21 protein-coding genes are annotated in these 16,941 nt (G+C 67.8%); 19 read left to right on the top strand and 2 right to left on the bottom strand.

Features of this window, described 5'->3' with window-relative positions; translation table 11 throughout:
* Nucleotides 1-121 precede the first annotated feature (121 nt).
* The 4 genes from AXK61_RS25085 to AXK61_RS16325 all read left to right on the top strand — a co-directional run bounded on the left by AXK61_RS25085 (nt 122) and on the right by AXK61_RS16325 (nt 4,138).
* Nucleotides 122-424, top strand: coding sequence for a hypothetical protein (locus tag AXK61_RS25085; RefSeq protein WP_068744299.1), 303 nt, complete (start codon nt 122-124; stop codon nt 422-424).
* Nucleotides 425-486: 62 nt separating this feature from the next.
* Nucleotides 487-1,350, top strand: a complete 864-nt coding sequence (locus AXK61_RS16335) for an ESX secretion-associated protein EspG (RefSeq protein WP_197466843.1) — start codon at nt 487-489, stop codon at nt 1,348-1,350.
* Between the two features lie 80 nt (nt 1,351-1,430).
* Nucleotides 1,431-3,200, top strand: coding sequence for a hypothetical protein (locus AXK61_RS16330; protein WP_156485711.1), 1,770 nt, complete (start codon nt 1,431-1,433; stop codon nt 3,198-3,200).
* A gap of 386 nt (nt 3,201-3,586) precedes the next feature.
* Entirely contained in the window at nt 3,587-4,138 is a 552-nt protein-coding gene (locus tag AXK61_RS16325; RefSeq protein ID WP_068746377.1) for a hypothetical protein, read from the top strand.
* 77 nt (nt 4,139-4,215) lie between these two features.
* Here AXK61_RS16325 and AXK61_RS16320 read toward each other — a convergent pair whose 3' ends face one another.
* The gene (locus tag AXK61_RS16320) at nt 4,216-5,292 is read right to left on the bottom strand and encodes a hypothetical protein (RefSeq protein ID WP_068746376.1); all 1,077 of its coding nucleotides are present in this window, start codon (nt 5,290-5,292) and stop codon (nt 4,216-4,218) included.
* Between the two features lie 113 nt (nt 5,293-5,405).
* Here AXK61_RS16320 and AXK61_RS16315 point away from each other — a divergent pair, with 113 nt between their 5' ends.
* From AXK61_RS16315 to AXK61_RS16290, 6 genes are all read left to right on the top strand, one after another.
* Nucleotides 5,406-5,714 (top strand): type VII secretion target, encoded by a 309-nt coding sequence (locus AXK61_RS16315; protein WP_197466842.1) that lies wholly within the window; start codon nt 5,406-5,408, stop codon nt 5,712-5,714.
* Between the two features lie 2 nt (nt 5,715-5,716).
* Nucleotides 5,717-6,100 carry a hypothetical protein gene (locus AXK61_RS16310; protein ID WP_068746374.1) on the top strand — a complete coding sequence of 128 codons (384 nt, stop codon included), beginning with the start codon at nt 5,717-5,719 and terminating at the stop codon, nt 6,098-6,100.
* A complete protein-coding gene (locus AXK61_RS16305; RefSeq protein WP_068746373.1) occupies nt 6,097-6,465 on the top strand; it encodes a hypothetical protein in 369 nt (122 codons plus the stop codon). The genes AXK61_RS16310 and AXK61_RS16305 overlap by 4 nt, the downstream gene beginning before the upstream one ends.
* A gap of 117 nt (nt 6,466-6,582) precedes the next feature.
* Nucleotides 6,583-7,473: a hypothetical protein gene (locus AXK61_RS16300; protein WP_156485708.1), complete on the top strand. Its 891-nt coding sequence runs from the start codon at nt 6,583-6,585 to the stop codon at nt 7,471-7,473.
* 51 nt (nt 7,474-7,524) lie between these two features.
* Nucleotides 7,525-8,127, top strand: a complete 603-nt coding sequence (locus tag AXK61_RS16295) for a hypothetical protein (protein ID WP_156485707.1) — start codon at nt 7,525-7,527, stop codon at nt 8,125-8,127.
* 32 nt (nt 8,128-8,159) lie between these two features.
* A complete protein-coding gene (locus AXK61_RS16290; RefSeq protein WP_156485706.1) occupies nt 8,160-8,819 on the top strand; it encodes a hypothetical protein in 660 nt (219 codons plus the stop codon).
* A 699-nt stretch (nt 8,820-9,518) separates the two neighbouring features.
* On the opposite strand, the gene AXK61_RS16285 is transcribed toward AXK61_RS16290, so the two are convergent.
* Nucleotides 9,519-10,220 (bottom strand): hypothetical protein, encoded by a 702-nt coding sequence (locus AXK61_RS16285; protein ID WP_156485705.1) that lies wholly within the window; start codon nt 10,218-10,220, stop codon nt 9,519-9,521.
* A 22-nt stretch (nt 10,221-10,242) separates the two neighbouring features.
* On the opposite strand from AXK61_RS16285, the gene AXK61_RS16280 reads away from it, so the two are divergent.
* The 9 genes from AXK61_RS16280 to AXK61_RS16240 all read left to right on the top strand — a co-directional run.
* Nucleotides 10,243-11,187 carry a hypothetical protein gene (locus AXK61_RS16280; protein WP_068746368.1) on the top strand — a complete coding sequence of 315 codons (945 nt, stop codon included), beginning with the start codon at nt 10,243-10,245 and terminating at the stop codon, nt 11,185-11,187.
* Between the two features lie 317 nt (nt 11,188-11,504).
* A complete protein-coding gene (locus AXK61_RS25075; protein WP_156485704.1) occupies nt 11,505-12,944 on the top strand; it encodes a polymorphic toxin type 44 domain-containing protein in 1,440 nt (479 codons plus the stop codon).
* 1 nt (nt 12,945) lies between these two features.
* Nucleotides 12,946-13,311, top strand: coding sequence for a hypothetical protein (locus AXK61_RS16270; RefSeq protein WP_068746366.1), 366 nt, complete (start codon nt 12,946-12,948; stop codon nt 13,309-13,311).
* 272 nt (nt 13,312-13,583) lie between these two features.
* Entirely contained in the window at nt 13,584-14,576 is a 993-nt protein-coding gene (locus tag AXK61_RS16265) for a hypothetical protein (protein ID WP_068746365.1), read from the top strand.
* Nucleotides 14,573-15,361, top strand: a complete 789-nt coding sequence (locus AXK61_RS25070) for a hypothetical protein (protein ID WP_156485703.1) — start codon at nt 14,573-14,575, stop codon at nt 15,359-15,361. Before AXK61_RS16265 ends, AXK61_RS25070 begins: the two co-directional genes overlap by 4 nt.
* A gap of 4 nt (nt 15,362-15,365) precedes the next feature.
* The gene (locus tag AXK61_RS16255) at nt 15,366-15,671 is read left to right on the top strand and encodes a type VII secretion target (RefSeq protein WP_197466841.1); all 306 of its coding nucleotides are present in this window, start codon (nt 15,366-15,368) and stop codon (nt 15,669-15,671) included.
* Nucleotides 15,672-15,688: 17 nt separating this feature from the next.
* Nucleotides 15,689-16,042 carry a hypothetical protein gene (locus AXK61_RS16250; protein ID WP_156485702.1) on the top strand — a complete coding sequence of 118 codons (354 nt, stop codon included), beginning with the start codon at nt 15,689-15,691 and terminating at the stop codon, nt 16,040-16,042.
* Entirely contained in the window at nt 16,039-16,410 is a 372-nt protein-coding gene (locus AXK61_RS16245; RefSeq protein ID WP_068746361.1) for a hypothetical protein, read from the top strand. The genes AXK61_RS16250 and AXK61_RS16245 overlap by 4 nt, the downstream gene beginning before the upstream one ends.
* 7 nt (nt 16,411-16,417) lie before the next feature.
* Nucleotides 16,418-16,941 (top strand): hypothetical protein (locus tag AXK61_RS16240; RefSeq protein ID WP_197466840.1); only part of this gene is annotated, 524 nt, incomplete at its 3' end.

Genomic DNA, 16,941 nt, shown 5'->3' with positions numbered 1-16,941 from the left:
GCTGAGGCGCTGAATCGGAATGGTGGTTTGATCGCTAATACCGATGGTGATGGTGGTTCGTTGTTCACCGGCTATGCCACTGTCTGACCTGATCGACTGCGAATAGTAGAGGAGAACTTCCATGAGTGTCGACCGGATTCTGGTCAACTACGCGAGCTATGACACCACGTCGGCGAGTTTCGGTAAGGCTGCGGCGGTGGCGGATGCGAATATTGCTGAGCTCACGGCCAATAACACCGCGAATCTGAATGCGGGTAACTGGGTGGGTGTGGATCAGGAGAGCTATCAGCATGTTCATGAGGTGTGTTTGAAGGCCAATGAGAATCTGTCGCTCGCGTTGCAGAAGTGTGGTGTGAACATCTCGACCGCTGCTGCGATCCATCAGGGTGGGCAGACGCAGGCCGCCGGTTTCTACACCGTCTAGCGACAGTGGAGTCGGCCGGACACCGTGGGGCCGACTCCAAGAGAAGGGAAGGATACGTGGCCGTGCTGCGCGAGGAACCCGCCGTGAAGCTGTCCGCCTTCGCCTCCTCGATCGATGAGTTCCTGCTGTTGATGCGACTGTCGGACGTCACCGAGTTGGCGTGCGTGGTCCTGGCGGTGCACCCCAACGTGTACCGACCCGACGACCAGTTCGCCGTCGATCTCGCGGTGTTCCCCGGCCTGGTCGGGGCCGGGCTCGTCGGCTCCGACGGCGCCGTCGACCCGCAGGTCGCGGAGTGGCTGCGCGCGTTGCAGTCCCCGGAGGCGGAGCTCGCCGTCCGGGTGCTCGACGGTGATTCGATGCTCCGTGGGGCCGTCGTGCGCGCGGGCGGACTCACGGTGACTGCGTTCCGCAACGACGACCAGCTCACGGTCCAGGGGGTCCCTGCGGACCGCGAGGACTTCGAGTCGACCGTGGTCGAGCCCCTGTGGCGCGTTCTCGGTGCCCGCGAGGCCGCGGACTTCGAGTCACTGACAGTGGACGCGGCGTCGCTCGCCGACATCGTGGCCACGTTCGAGCCGCAGATCGGCGGTGCACGGAGCGAGCGCGCGTTCCGCGGCAGGCTGCGGGAACACGATGTCTCGCCCGAGACGGTCGACCTCCTCGTGGACGCCGCCCGGTACACCGGCCGTCGCGCCGAGATCGTCTACCACCGAGCGGATTCCAGTGGGGTGCGGGCGCAGGCCACCTGGGCGGTCGGAGTTCTCGACACGGAGGCCGGACGGGTGCTGTCGACCTCGTCGCGGGGCGCGGACGGCGTCCTCGACGTGACCATCAGCCCGGGAACACGGCGACGCTTCTCGGAGGGTCTCATGGAGCTCGTCGAACGCGGCGGCTGCGCCGGATGGTTCAACTTGTCAAACTGATCGAGATCCACACTCGCGCTGCCCCACCTGGGCCATGTATGTTTTTGCAAAAGTCTTCATCAGCATAGAGAGATGGGTCCATGGGTGATGCCGCCACGAACGTTCGGGTTCCGTTCGTTCCGCAAAATGGCCACAGTGGGGGCGACGACGGGGCTGCGCTTCTGCAATCCTCCGCGGACGTCGCTGCCGTGCCGGTGATTCGGTCGCCGATTCCTGCCGATGCGGCCCCCGAGTCGGGTGCGTTCTCCGAGCACGCGAGCGGCGAGTGGGAGGAACCCGAGCTCCCCGGTGTCGACGATGTCGACCCGGTCGGGACCGTCCCGGCCGCCGGCGAGCCCGTCGTCCCGGCGGCGATGGACGTCCCGGCCGCGGTCGAGTCGGCTGCGATCGACCCCGCTGTCGAGCCGGCTGTGATCGCCGCCGACGAGCGTCCCACGTCGCAGCATCCCGCGGTGGTCGATGATCCGGACGCCGATGCGACAGTGGATGGCGTTGCGGACCGGCTCGCGGCACCGTCGGCCCCCCAGGTCGAGGCCGGGCTGCCTGACTCCCCGCAGCCCGACCCAGGGGAGCATCGCGCGGCTGCGCCGCGTCAGACGCACGCCGGTCAGGCCGGCTTCGTGCCGCCGACCGGTCCGTTCCAGCAGCCCGGCCCGTGGTCGGGCCAGCCTGCCGCGCCGTTCCAGCCCCAGCCCGCCGCGCAACCGTTGCCTGTTGCTCAGGTCCAACACAACTCCGGCCAGGTGCCCCGCCCGGCTCCGCCGCAGCCGTTCGGTCAGCTCGGAGCATCGGTGCAGGGCGTGCCGGCACCGCAACAGGTCGGCCCGCAGCATCAGCAGGTCGCGCACCCGATGGGCGAATCGTCGGGTGCGCCGATGTCCACTGCCTCGTCGTCGTTCAACCAGCAGATCCGGTTCTCGGACGCGGCGGTGCGCGTATCCGGCTGGCGCGCGTGGGTGAGGAAGATGGGCCTCGACGTGGGCCCGAGCCCTCGGGAGTACGAGCACGCCGAGCTCGTGCATCGGATTCGCGTACCCAAGAACAAGTTTCATGTGACGAGCGTGTTCGCTGACAATTCGGGCGGAACGCTGATCGTGGGAGCCCTCGGCCAGATTCTCGAACGGACCCGTGCCGACAACGTGGTGGCGCTGGACCTCGATCCGGATGGCGGTGATCTGGATCAGGTCACGGCGTGGCATCAGGGGGGTGCAACGGCGCGCACGCTGATCCAGCAGGCCGACTTGTCGGACCGGAACCAGGTGGATAAGCACTTGGCCGTGACATCGACGAACCTGCACGTACTGCCGACGCCGTGGAGATTCGACGGTAGGGATCTGACCGACTACGACGACGTGCTGGATCTGTACTCGATCTTCCGTCCGCACTACAGCTTGGCGCTGGTGGATGCCGGCCGTGGCCTGCAGACCGGGACGGCCACGGGCGTGCTGGAGATCTCGTCGGCTCTGATTCTGCCCGCGTCCGCGACGACGCGCGGTGTCCGCAAGGTGGCCGCCACGATCGACTGGTTGCGGCATCACGGCTGGCACGGGCTGCTCGCCAACACGATCGTGGTGATCAACCACACGAAGCGGCGCAGCAGTGTCTCGGTCGAGCAGTTCGACGAACTGTTCCGCGCCGGTCAGAAGCTGCGGGTGCACGAGATCCCGTACGATCCCCATCTGGACGCCGACGTCCCGATCGACCTGGACCTGCTCCGCAAGCGCACGATCCGTGCGTTGGAGGGGCTGGCCGCGGACCTGGCCGATGGATTCAACTCGGGGTACGAGCCGCCGGCGGCGCAGAAGTTGGCCGCTCTGCAGCAGATGCGTTCGGCCGAAGCGCGCGGGTAGCGGCTGCACGAGGCCATCGCGACCCCGTGCGGGATCCGCCGGTGATCTACAGGGCGCATCGGGCCACTCCGAGTATCCGCGGTCCGGCGACGGCGGCAAGCTGCGCATGTCCGGCTACAACTTCGCGGCGGTCCTGTCCGGGATCGAGCGGGCCCGCGTCACCGGGAAGTGACGCTCAGTCCCGGACACAACCCACATCCGCGATAGCGATCAGTGGCAGCACCGTCGCCAGAATCAGACCCGTCCGCACTGTCCACCTCCTCGCGTGAGCACAGCATATGGAGCCCGCTGGCCGGTGCCCCCGGCACAGGCGGCGCACTCAGTGCGAACGCACACGTAGTGTTACTCGGTACTGGTCCGGTGACGGATACACGGGAGGGTGCAACGTGCCGATCATTTCTGAGACCTTCGAGGAGCGCGTCGCAGCGCTCGGCGGCGCGATCGAGCTGCTGGTCATCCGTGCGGGACTTGCGCCCGCCGACCTCTGGGAGGCCGTGCCCGGGTGGAGCCTGCTCGACGAGGAAGTGAGCGGTTCCGGTCTGATCGTGGCGGCCGAGCCCGACTACACGGAGGACGGGTTCACGCCGAACGTCACGGCGATGCTGTGGAGGATCACGGCGAAGGTCCCGGACGCGTCTGCACTGGTCGACGGGGTAGGCACGCGCCTGATTCCCGATGGATTCGACCTGGTGTCCCGCCAGGCCGGCCCCATACCCGTGGCCTACACCGGTGCCGGCAGATGGTTCCGGGACGAGTTCCGCATGACCGGTACCGGGCGCGCGGTGGACTCGTATGCGCGACTGGACGTCCAGCCCTGCAGCTCGGCTCCCGGCGTGTTCCATGCGCTGCAACGCACGCACACCGTTCCCGAGGGATCGAGTGTGCTGGTGCCGGCGACCAAGGCTGTTGACCTGTCGTCGTGGTGCACGCAGGCCTGAGCGCTCGGCCGGTTACCTCTTCTTCGCCGCTCGCCGGTCGCCAGGGGCGAAAATCCGACGCGGGCCCGGGATCGAGGTCAGTGCCCGAGTGCTCTGTTCCGGCTGCTGGTCAGTGCCGACCAGATGATGGTGGGATCGACTCGGGCTCTCCCCAGCGGGCAGCTGACCTCCGATCCGTCCACCATCGTTATCGCGATCTCGGCCGCGGGGCGGATTTCGTAGGAGGCCGTCGGCAGCGCACGAAGATCAACCGTGCTGAGCCAATCCACGGTGATGGTCCTGCGAGAGCTCACAATGATCACCCCGCGGTCGTCGACGCTGATTTCTGTCCACTGACTGGCGGAACGCGGTGTGAGCGTCAGGAAGAGCGCAGTCGCGAGGCCTATGGCCCCGATGGCGTACCAGACCAGGGCCACGCCACGACTGCTGGCGAGCCCCGCGGGGGCCGCGCTCGATGACGCTCCCACCAGGACCGCCGCGATCGACAGCGATGCCAGCGTCACGGACGGCACGATCCGTGCCGTGAACGTCGCACCCGGCCAGCAGTGGAACACTCTGTTCTCCAGCCGGGGCGAATGCACGCCCGGGTGCTCGTACTTCCGTACCGCGCCGGGCGTCGACGCCGCGGCCAGGAAGCAGAAAGCAGCGCACGTGAGTGCGGCCGCGGTCCGCGCAGGTCCCATGAGAGACGTTGCGGCGACTGCGGAAAGGGTGATCAGCCCAGCTGTGAGTATGCACAGGAGTATTGCGCGTGATCGACTCGGTCGCGATGTCCGCCAGGGCACGTTCTGCTCGGAATCGGGGTCGGCCGCAGTGTCGCCACGATCAGCACGCAGCGTCTGTGCTGATATCGCGGTCGCCGCTTCGCCCGTACTCCTCGTGGTCCACGGGAGCGCTGCGTACCGCGTGCGCGCGACGGCATTGATCACGAATCCGATCGCGACTAGAGCGCCGACCGCCGCCAACGCTCCGACATCGACGTCCGGCTTCGCTGCGACGACGGCCAGCGGGACGAAGACGCAACACAGTAGGCAGCACTGCCAGTACCTGATCCGGCGCCGCGGGAGCTCGTCGCTGTCGTCGTCGGAGGCGGTCAGGTAGATCGCGCCGCACATCGCCAGCGCGGCGGGCAACGCCATCGCGAGGACGATCATGTGCCGCTGATGCCGCCTAATCCATGGCTCGAGGATGCCGCGCCGTACCCACGGTGGTCGGAGCGGGCCGCTACCATGGAGTCGGTTCTACGTGGTCGGTGGAGGAGGCGCAAGTGCCGAAGGACAAGCTGGACGTCACGCTCAGTGTGCTGCACGGGTTCTCGCAGACGCACGGCGTCACGGAGGCGCAGCTGCGGGCGTGGGCGTCGGAGGACGGCAACTTCCCGATGACCTATCTGCAGACGCACGGAATCGCGAACAACGGGACGTACCTGAAGCTGCTGCAGCACTACCTCACGCGGCGGGTCGCGGGCGACACCTTCGCGCAGGCGAATTCCTCGACGGCGACGGCGTTGACGTCGTCGGCGACGATCTTCGGGACGAACGACTCCAACGAGGGTGATCGGATCCAGGCGGGGTAGCCGTGGCGAAGGACGTGCATCCCGCGGTCCGGCAGACGCTGGACATAACGCGCGACGTGATCGACCTGCTGCAGTCGGCGCGTGAGGAGGCGCTCGCGAGCCAGGCGGGTGTCCTCAACGACGACGGCGACATCGCCGTCAATGTCGACCACCGGGGCGCCCTGGTGAACGTCTGGTTCAAGCCGGGGGTGCTGGATCGGAAGCGGCCCGCGCGGGTGGCGGCCGAGATCAACGCCCTGCTGGCCACCGCGGGCGATGCCTCGATCGCGAAGTCGCAGCAGCTGATAACCGATGCGATGAAGATCGTGCCGACGCTCGTCGCCGATCTCCCGGAGGAATCCGAGTACTTTCCGTTCGGCACGCGCAACGACGGTGGCCGCGGATGACGGCACCGGACCCGCTCGCCTACGGGCTGCCGCTGACGGCGGAGGGGCACCCGGACTTCGAGAACGCCCGGTACGACGTCTTCAACCCCGCGCGCACCGTCGGCGTTCGCTCGAACTTGTCGGGCCGGACGCTGGCCGTACACCTCGAAGACGCCGTGGCGGCACTGAACGAGGAGGCGCTGCACGCCGAGATCCTCAAGGTCGTTTCCGTCGCCACCGTCCGATCCAGCTACGCCGTTCGCGAACGCGCCGAGTACTGGGCGGCGGTTCGCGGCGAGGTGCTCGAGCCCTCGGCCGTCGAGGCGTACGCCAAGGCAGAGGATGTCGAGGCCGCGCGACGAGAGGCTTTCGGCACCGGGAGCTGATCGGACCTCGGTGGTACCGTTCTTCGGAGATGGGGGCTGCTCGGATCCAGCCCGTAGCCGTGGGACAAGTTGGAGGGCTGCCCTGTGGGCGGTGGGTATGACGTTCAACCGGGTGTGGTGAGCAATGATTCGACGGTGCTCGCCACGCAGGCGAACGTCGCGACCACGGGGATCCGCAATCAGGTGACGGGCATCGGGTCGCCGCTGGGGTTCACGAGTCCGCACGGCGGACGGATCGCCGCTGCCGTGAACGGCATCATTCCGGGGCTCTTCCCCGAGATCGAGGCGACTGAGCAGCGCCAGCGCGCCACCGACGAGGCCACTCAGAAGGGCACCAAGGTGGTCAAGGAGGGCGACACCAAGAGTGGTGACCTGGTCAGCGGGAAGGACGATCAGCAGCAGATGCAGCAGATGCTTCAGATGGCCAGCCAGGCGGGTTCCTCGTTGCTGCAGATGCCGACCCAGCTGCTGCAGACGGCGGCTCAGACCGCACAGCAGCTGGGGCAGACCGCGGGTCAGTTCGCGCAGCAGGCCGCGCAGATGGCCCAGCAGACGAAGACCAACACCACCGATCCGTCGAAGGTCACGCCGACCACCGATCCGACGAAGGGCAAGGGCACCGGTGCCGGCGCCGGCGCGGGCAAGGGCGGCGGTGGAGGCGGTGGCGGTGGCGGAGCTGTCCCGACGACCGGGACGGGGACGGCGCTGACCGGGGCAGTGAGTGCAACGCAGGTTCCGTCGAAGTCGGTCGCTGCGGCGAGCACGCCCGCCAGGACGACCACCGCGATGCCGATGACCGGCATGCCGATGGCTCCGATGCATCGGGGCGGGCAATCGGGTGGGAGCGGTGTCACCCCCGGATCCGAGCTGGAGGAGACGGCCCCCCTGGTCGACGATGCGGCATTCCCGTCGGTCGACCAGCAGATCGGTGCGCTGCCCGTGATCGGCGCCGCTGACGAACCCGTCCGTCCCCCGTTCGAGACGACCGCTCTCGACGGCAAGCAGTAGCGCCACAGGTTCCGGATCGGTCCGCTGATCCTGGCTGAAGGAGAGAGTTCGTTGACGCAGGGCCAACAACCGCCGGACTTCCCGGGGCGACCGATGATGAACCCGACGGGCCTCCCGCCCACGGGCGGACCGGCTCGGGGGGCGAACCGCACTGTCATCGTCATCGTGTCGGTCGCGGCGGTGATCGTGGTGGTCATCGCCGCAGTCGTCGGGTTGGTCGTCCTCAACCGCGGGTCCGGGTCCGACGGTGCCGTCGCCGCCCCCGCGTCGTCCTCGTCCGCTGCCGCATCGTCGGGTGCAGCGATACCGGACCAGTACAGGCTTCGGGGAACGCTGACGAGCAAGGTCAGCGTGTGCGCTGCAGGCTCAGTGATGTCCGCCCAGATACCGAAATTCAAGGATCCGGTCGACTATCGCGCGCCAGATTTCAATGCCAATCTCGCTGCCGCTCGAGCGCAGCTGGAAAGGCTCGCGTCGAGAGTCTCGCCGAACGCGGATGCGCCGGTCGGACCGGCGATGCAGGAGTGGCTGACGGCATACGGGGATTTCCTGAATGCGTTGTCGAGGCACGCGACCGGCGACGACTTCAAGTGGAGTTCGGGGCTCGTCGACTCGATCGCTGCGAAGCTCAATACAATGTGTAAGACCGTCTAGGCGCTGTGATGGGGGACGGGACGAAGCCAGCGATGGAACGCGCCGACAGGTTCCGGATCGGTCCGCTGATCCTGGCTGAAGGAGAGAGTTCGTTGACGCAAGGCCAACAACCGCCGGACTTCCCGGGGCGACCGATGATGAACCCGACGGGCCTCCCGCCCACGGGCGGACCGGCTCGGGGGGCGAACCGCACTGTCATCGTCGTCGTGTCGGTCGCGGCGGTGATCGTGGTGGTCATCGCCGCAGTCGTCGGGTTGGTCGTCCTCAACCGCGGGTCCGGGTCCGACGGTGCCGTCGCCGCCCCCGCGTCGTCCTCGTCCGCTGCCGCGTCGTCGGGTGCAGCGATACCGGACGAGTACCGCCTGCACGGCAGCCTTACATCCAAGGCGAGCGTGTGTGCCGCGAGCGCGTTGACATCGCAGCAGATTCCCAAGTTCAAAGATCCTGTCGACTATGCAGCTCCGAATCTGGAAGCTGATCTGGTCACAGCGAAGCAGGATCTGGCGCGTTTGGCGTCGCGCGTGTCGCCGCAAGCGGACGCCGCGATCGGACCGACTGTGCAGGATTGGATCACCGCGTACATCGATTCGCTGGACGCCATCAAGAAGCACGCCCCGGACGATGAGCTCAAGTTCAAGCGAGGACTCGTCAACAGTCTGGCTGGATCGCTCAACGTGATCTGCAAGGGCTGAACCGGTGGGCGACGGCACCAAGCCCATGACCGAGCACGCCGATCAGATTCTTGCCGGCGTGTGGGAGGACGTCATCACGCCCGCGGAACTCTTGGCGCGATCGCTAGCGGCAGGTCAGGCTTCCGCTGATGCCTTCCGTGCGGCGAGCGAGGGCACGGCCGCTGCCTTTCGGTTGGGCATGACCGGGTACGGCGAATTCGTCGAAAGTGCGTCGGGAACGTGGGCGAGGAGCTTCCTCGGTCTGGTCAAGATCGGCGAGTCGCTGGCGGCGACGTCCCTCATGCTCGGCAATTTGGGCAGATCGTTGGCGGAAACCAATGCCGCACAGGCGGAGATCGTCTACCAGGCGGAGATCGAGATCAATGCGATCCGCGCGCAGTTGGTCCCGCTCGGACAGGACCCGACCGCGGCCATCAACGCCGTTATCGCCGATGCGCGGGCGATGGCAACGGCTGCTTCGACACAGTGCGCTACCGATCCAACATCATTGGGTGGATTCCAGCTCACGGGCGGAGGGGTCGCGGCAGAGCCCGGGCCGATACTCGGCGGCGGAGGTGCCACCGTGGTCGAACCTCCGGCGGGTGATCTCGGCAGTGTGGGCGGCGGCGCCATCTCGGAGGCTCCGAACGGTTCGGACGTGCAGGGGGCGGGCGGCGGGGCCCCGATCGATACGGGAGTATCCGGCCCCGGGGGTACTACTCAGATGACGAGTGCGCCGTCGCTGGGCAGCGGAGGCGGCGGAGGCGTCAACACACCACAGGTGCCGGCTTCGGGCCTGTCCAACCCGGCGACGTCGGGGGTGCCGCAGGGCGGTGCACCGTCGAGCTCGCTGCCCGGGACGGGGGCGGCGCCGAGCGCCCCGGCACCGTCGCAGGCGGGCCTCGGCAGCACTCCCAGCCCGACCTCGGCACCGTCGGCCTCGTTGGAGGGAGGCTCCGCGGCATCGGTCAGTCCACAGGCGACCTCGGCGCCGTCCGCCTCGGGCGCATCGTCGCCGGTGAGCACCGGTGAGGTGGGAACAGGTGTCGCGGGCGCGCAGCCGGCGGCGACGACCGGCACCGCGACCACGGGGACACCGATGATGTCCCCGACCGCGGCGCTCAGCGCAGCGGGGACGGGGGCGGTGTCATCCGCGGCGGTCGTGCCGGCGGTCGCCTCCTCGGCGGTGAGTGCGGGCCCCGCCGCGTCGGCCGTGCCCGCCAGCGCGGTGGCGGCGGCCGCGCAGGGAGCGGTCCCCGCAGCTTCGGCGCCGGCCGGTGCAGTGCCGACGGCGGCGGCCGCGGCACACGTCGCGCCGTCGCCGTCCGTCGCCGGCCCGTCGGCTCCGGCAACCGCACCGGCGGTGGCGCAACAGGTCGCCGTCCCGCAGTCGGCTCCGGGGGCGGTGCCTTCGCCGGCCACGAACCAGTCCACGTCGGCTCAGGTGGATACCGCGAGCAGCGATGCGCAGGGCCCCGACCGTGAGCTGCTCGGCCCGCCCTTCGTGGTGCCGGTGCCATTGGGGACTGCCGACGGTGTGATCGCGGGCGCGGGCCCGTCGACCGCCGAGCAGGAGCACGTCTCCGGCGTGCTCGCGTCCATCCTGGGATCGTTACGCGGCTCCGAGCATCTGCCGGATTCGGGCCTGCACTGGGCCGTGGGTCTGCTGTCCGGCGCGTCGGGCGCGACCATCGTCGCCGCGACCTCCGACGCCGGATGGTTGCCGCCGCCGTCCAGGATCCCCGAGGGCGTCCGCGTGCTGTGGAACGTGCCCGAGGTCGCGTGGGCGCTCCTCGACGATCCGGTCCGGCAGGTCGTCGAGTACGCGCGCGCGAACGATTACGAGCTCGGCGCGGTCGCAACCACGCATCCCGGGCGTTCCCTGCGCGATGCCGTGGGGGCGGGCGGCATCGTCGGGCTCACGGCGCCCGGCTCCGCGCTCGACGGTGCGCGTCCCCGCTTCGACGTGGTCGCGTCCCCCGAGCGTGCAGCTCAGATCCGGGCGATGGATACCGAGCGGGCCGCGAGGCAGATCCGAGCACTCCTCCGTGACCTCGAGCGCATCCCCGATGGGGCCCGGGATGTCGTGACCGGTCAGGCGCCCGTCGAAGCGCGGCGATATCTCGGTGCGGAACGGTCCGTGCCCGAATCGGTGATCGATCAGCTCTCCCGTGACAGGTCGGCTCTGGACGACGCGATGCGGGCCGAGCGGGTACCGGCGCGCACCGTCGGACTGGGGGAGCGCGAGCCCACCGCCATCCGTCTGTACGAGCTGCTTCTGGACCGGGCGCGTGTGGATGCGACGTTCACCGCGATCGCCGGCGACATCGAGGGCACCGTCTACCACTGGACCTTCGCCAAGCGCCTCGCCGCAGCGCTGACGGCGTGAGTCGCCGCCGGAACGCGGGAGCCCGGGCGTACTCCGGCCGGTAGGATTCGCAGATCGGCGCCGGTGGGGGCGACGGATTCGGTGGGAGGGGTTGCGGGATGAGCGAGGACGACTGGACGTTCAACCCGGGTACGTCGTGGAACGGGACGCGGGCCCCGGTGTTCAACAACTCGTGGCAGGAGCAGTGGTTCGACGTCGGCGGGGTCAAGGTGACCGGCTCGGATCAGTACTTCACCAACGTCCTGCAGGAGGCCCAGCGGATCTACGGCGATGCCGGGATCAGATTCGCGGACCGCTACACCTCCGAGGGCGGGCCCATGGGGCGCGGGCTGGTGTTCGGCGACGGCACCTGGCTGCCCACGGACGGCAGGATCGCCTACACGCGCTACGGGCCAGGCGGAACCGCCGAGCACTTCGTTCAGAATGCGGACGGGACCGTCTCCCGGCTCGGGAGGGTCTCCGAGACGGGCCCTTCGATCACCCCCGACAGCTATCGGTACTCGGCGGAGTCGGGCCAGATAGTGGCGTTCAAGGACGGCAAGCCGGTGTTCGCGGCGCCGCCCGGGCAGTTCCGTGGACCGGATGGGACGACGCACTGGGTGCAGAACGAGGACGGTTCGCTTTCGCCGGCGGCGAAGGGCGGAGCGCCGCTGGTGCCGGGTGCGGAGATCTTGGAAGTACAGCCGCGTTTCCCGGGATGGGTGTTGCGGCGGGATCCGGAGTTCGCGGCGGCGATCACGCAGTTGTTCGTCGCGCTGAGGAAGACGCTGGGGCAAGGGGAGCCGGCGCGAGCCACTGTGTCGCCGACGCCCTACGAGGTACCCGGGGACGCGGCGGGAATCGACGAGTACGGCTCGCTCAAGGGGACGTTCTCGCGGCTGAAGGGCATGTACGACGGTGTCTCTGCGCAGATGGTCGCCGCAGTGGGCCGGTCCGCCGCGTTGACGATGGCGGCGCGGAACAAGCTGGCGAGCGCGATACTGACCTTCAACGCCCGCGCCGCCGCAGCGGTGGAGCCGGACTTCGCCAGCGTTGCGGCGGCGGCCTACTCCGCGCTCGACGACGCGCTGCAGGCGATCACCGAACTGCTCGGCAGACAGCAGGACCCGGGAACGTACCGCGACACGGTCTACCTCCCCCCGGCGTTCGTCGACCCGACCGCGACCCCGGGAGCGGGTGGATCCAGCTACGAGAAGGTCATGCAGTTCATGTGGAACGAGATTCGCACCAATCGGGACAGCGAGGCGGTCAAGCGGCTGTTCGCGCTCAACACCTCGGGCAAGACCGGCGACGGAGTGCGCGCGTTCAAGGAATGGTTCGACCTGGTGCACGGGCCGGTGAACATCGCGGGGGCGAAAATCATGGACCCGGGCCCGTGGGACCACAAGCCGCGGATCGACAAGCTCATGGGAATGGCGGGTAGGAACAATTACTATCTGCGTCTGCCGTGGACCAAGAGCGGTGATGAATACGACTCGGTGTTCTATGACATCTTCTCCAACGTCCACTACGGCTATGTCGGAAGAATGGCCGGATTCTCCGAGGAGACGCTGGTCGGCGGCGGAAACGTGCCGGTCCCGGGCGTCGGAGCGAACGACCTCGGCGATGACATCTCCACGAGGATCGGAGCGCAATTGTTCGACCGCTACGGCCCCGGCATGACGGAACAACAGTTCCAGACGGGTGTTTACGCCGCGATCCAGCAGCTCCAGGCGGCGGGAACGGACAAGATTTCGCATGGCACGGGCGGTTTCTGACATGTCGGACGGTGTCGGCCTGGAATCGTCGCGCGCCGCGCGCCGGTGGGAACGGGTGGAACGGGCGGGCGTCGTCCTTCTCGTCGCGTTCGGTGCGAGCCTCGCCGTGGTGACACTGATCCACCTTCCGATCAACCGTGCGATCGAGAAGCGCCCCGAGGGCATGCCGCGTTCGTGGGCACTCGGCGTGGTCCGGGCGGAGGCGTGGGTGATCTACCCCGCGCTGTTCCTTGGCGTGGTCGCGTTCCCGATCGTCGCGGCGTTCGTCCGTCGGCGGCTCGTGCTCGTCGTGGCGGGGCTGTATCCGTTGGCCATCGGTGCGTTGGTCGTGTGGGGTGTCGCGCACGACATCGCCGCCGGTCCGTAGCGCCCTGCCGGTCCTCAGTCGGGTATTGCGACCGCAGCAGTAATTCGAATGAATTGAATGTCGGGTGAATCCGACTATTCCTGTTTCAGGACTGTTTGTGCCGAATGTCCGCCCTGAACAACGGTTCGAAACCTGGCCTGTGAAGCCCGCTGCGTTGCGCTACTCTCGCTGGGGAGGCTATTCCTTCAGCGATTCACTGTGCGTGTCCCGGCACGATGGTGACGGTGATCGCGCGGTGGTCGTGCTGGCGATGAGTGGAGGTATCAGTACAGATGGGTGGTCTGATCCTCGCCTCTCCGGAGATTGCTCCGGCGTTTCCTGGGTGGGTTGATGCGGGGGCTCGGGATTACATCACGGGCTTGTTCTCGGGGTTGCGTGCGACGTTGGGGAAGGGGACGCCGGCGTTGCCGCAGGCGGCGGAGACGCCGTATGCGATTCCGCAGGGTGATCTGGGTATTCCTCGGTATGGGGAGACCAAGGTCGTCAATGATCTGATCAAGATCAGTTATGACAATGCGACGGCGACGATGGCGGCGACTGTGGGGAAGTCGGCGGTGTTGACGGTTCTTGCGCGGAATGCGGTGACTGCGGCTGTTGAGTTGTTCAACGGTTTGGCGGCGTCGTTGGTCGAGGATGATTACATGCGGCTTTACGCTGCGGCGGGTTATGCGATCGAGGAGGCGCGTAATGCTGTGGCGGGGTTGTTGGCGCGGCAGTCTCAGCCTGGTGGTCTGCAGGTGTATCCGTCGTGGTTCGTCGGGCCGATCCCGCCCGGTGCCATCCGCGCACCGAGTCCCGCAGCAACGAATCCTGCAGGGACACAGGCGACTCCGTCTGGTACGGTCCCGCGCCCTGGCGAGGCGATTCTTCCGCAGACGGTCAATGACGGGACGCTCCTCGGGAGCCAGACGCTCATCGCGCTCGGCGAGGACGGCACGTGGGGAGCCGCCCTGCACTACGCGCCGCCGGGCAGTCCCGAGGCGCGGGTCGCGTTCGGAGGCGGCGTCACCACCGGCGGGATCACGAATCTCCTGTTCGCCGGCGCGGCGATCTCCCAGGACGTGCGCGGCGGGATGGACCCGACGGAGGCCACCGTCTCGGAAGTCGGCGGAGCGGTAGCGGCAACCGGCGCAGATCTCGGAGCCGCGGCACTGACGGGTGCGATCGCGGGATCCGAGGTACCTGTTGTAGGGACCGTCGTCGGCGCAGTCGCAGGGGTCGCCGTCGGATACTTCGCTCCCAAACTGATCAGAATGCTGTGGTGACCCCAATGCCGCCAGGAACGAAGCAGGTCGCGGGCACACCGTGGCCCGACACCGGACTCAACCGGTCGCGTGCTGTCCTGCTGGGAGTGTTCTCGGCCGTGATCATCGCGTTCTTCGGTCTCGCGGTAGCGGCCTTCGCCGGATGGGCCAGGGTGGCGGCGGCGTTCATGTGTGTGGCGTTCGTCTGTCTCGCGGCGGGGGCGGCTGCTGTCGCCGGACGGAAGTATCGCGCCCCGGGGCCCCGGCAGGAATGGGGCGTGAACGATGAGATCGTCTTTCTCTGCTGGCCCGGCGCGGCGTACATGACGCGAGTGGTGGTGCCGTTCGCGCTGGGGTTGTCGTCGGTCGGAGTCGCGCTGATCGGAAATGACGCCGCGTCGTCGCCGTCCGGCTATTCCGAGGCGCGCGGAGGTCCGATCTTCTTCTACGTCGTCGGGGCGGTCGGTGTCGCGATCGCACTGGTTCTGATGCTCAAGCCTCGCGGCCCGAGTCAGTGGACGGAGATCCGTATCGGTTCCCAGGGTGTGTGCATCGTCAGCGGAAGTCGTCGTACCGCTATCGACTGGAACGACACGGCCTCGTTGGAAGCGCTACCGACCAACCCCAATGAGCTGCGTCCCTACGCGCAGGTAGTGCTCGCACGGACATGCGCGAAGCAGGTGAAGCTCCCTCTCGGGCGCGCGCAGATCGACCCCAATGTCCTCTGGAAGTCACTGGTGGCCAGTCGCAATCGAGTCGTTGCGCTACCATCGCCCGGAGAGCCCGCTCCGTCACGAGAGGTGTGAACACATGGTTGAGAATCTTGACGTCCAGCCACCCGAGTTGCGGAGGTTCGGGGCGATCCACCAGCAGACGGCGGTCGCGCTCCGGGCGTGGGCCGTCGCGGAGGACGGATTCCCGGCCGAGTACCTGGAAACGCACGGACTCGCCAACTACGTCACCTACATGGGCGTCACCCATCACTTCGCCACTCGCAACGTCGGCGGTACCACCTTCGGTCACCGCAACGACAGCTCCGATACCGCGCTGAACAACTCCGCAACGGTCTTCACCACCAACGACGAGTCCGGCGGCGCAGTCGTCCGCGAGGCCTGACGGTGTTCGTTCACCCCGTGGTCCAGCGCACTCTCGATATCGCCGACGCGGGGCGCGACCGCATCGGCGAGGTGTGCGAGGGGGCGGAGGCGGCCAGGCACGGCACGGCGAACAAGGACGGCGACATCGCCGTACAGGTGAACTTCCGGGGCGAACTGGTCGACCTCTGGCTCAAGCCCGGCGTCCTCGACGTCAAGCGCCCCGGGCGGATCGCGACGGAGATCGCCGCCCTCATCGCCGAGGCGACGGCGACTGCACGCGCCACCGCGACGGCGGGCTTCCTCGCCACCTCCCGCTCATTGGGCGATCTGGCCAAGGAGCTGCCCACCGAAGGGGAGTACTTCCCCAGCATCTCCCGGGCCGACACATGACCGTCCTCGCTCCCGCGGACTACGGTATTCCGCTGCGTCCCGACGGCCACCCCGATTTCGAGGGCGCCCACTACCCGGTGTACAACCCCGACCGAACGATCGGCATCAGCGTCGATCACTCGGGCAGCCCCGTCGCTCTCCACCTCGACGAATCGACTCGTGGCCTCACCGAGACAGCGCTGCAGGCAGCCATCCTCGACCTCGCCCGCATCGCCGCGGTCCGAGCCAGCTACGCGAACAGACAGCGCGCGGAATACTGGTTCGCGGTCCGCGGCGACTACTTCGACCCCGCATACGTGTCCCACTACGCATCGCGGTACGACTACGAACAGGTCCGGCGGGACTGCTATCCCGAGGAGCGGGGATAGCCACGACATGGGTGGTCTGATTCTCCTCACCCCGGAGATTGCTCCGGCGTTTCCTGGGTGGGTTGATGCGGGGGCTCGGGATTACATCACGGGCTTGTTCTCGGGGTTGCGTGCGACGTTGGGGAAGGGGACGCCGGCGTTGCCGCAGGCGGCGGAGACGCCGTATGCGATTCCGCAGGGTGATCTGGGTATTCCTCGGTATGGGGAGACCAAGGTCGTCAATGATCTGATCAAGATCAGTTATGACAATGCGACGGCGACGATGGCGGCGACTGTGGGGAAGTCGGCGGTGTTGACGGTTCTTGCGCGGAATGCGGTGACTGCGGCTGTTGAGTTGTTCAACGGTTTGGCGGCGTCGTTGGTCGAGGATGATTACATGCGGCTTTACGCTGCGGCGGGTTATGCGATCGAGGAGGCGCGTAATGCTGTGGCGGGGTTGTTGGCGCGGCAGTCTCAGCCTGGTGGTCTGCAGGTGTATCCGTCGTGGTTCGTCGGGCCGATCCCGCCCGGTGCCATCCGCGCACCGAGTCC

This window comes from Tsukamurella pseudospumae, assembly GCF_001575205.1.
GTDB classification, from domain to species: domain Bacteria; phylum Actinomycetota; class Actinomycetes; order Mycobacteriales; family Mycobacteriaceae; genus Tsukamurella; species Tsukamurella pseudospumae.
Note: the sequence above shows the minus strand (reverse complement) of the source record. Positions and strands in the feature narration are given on the sequence as shown.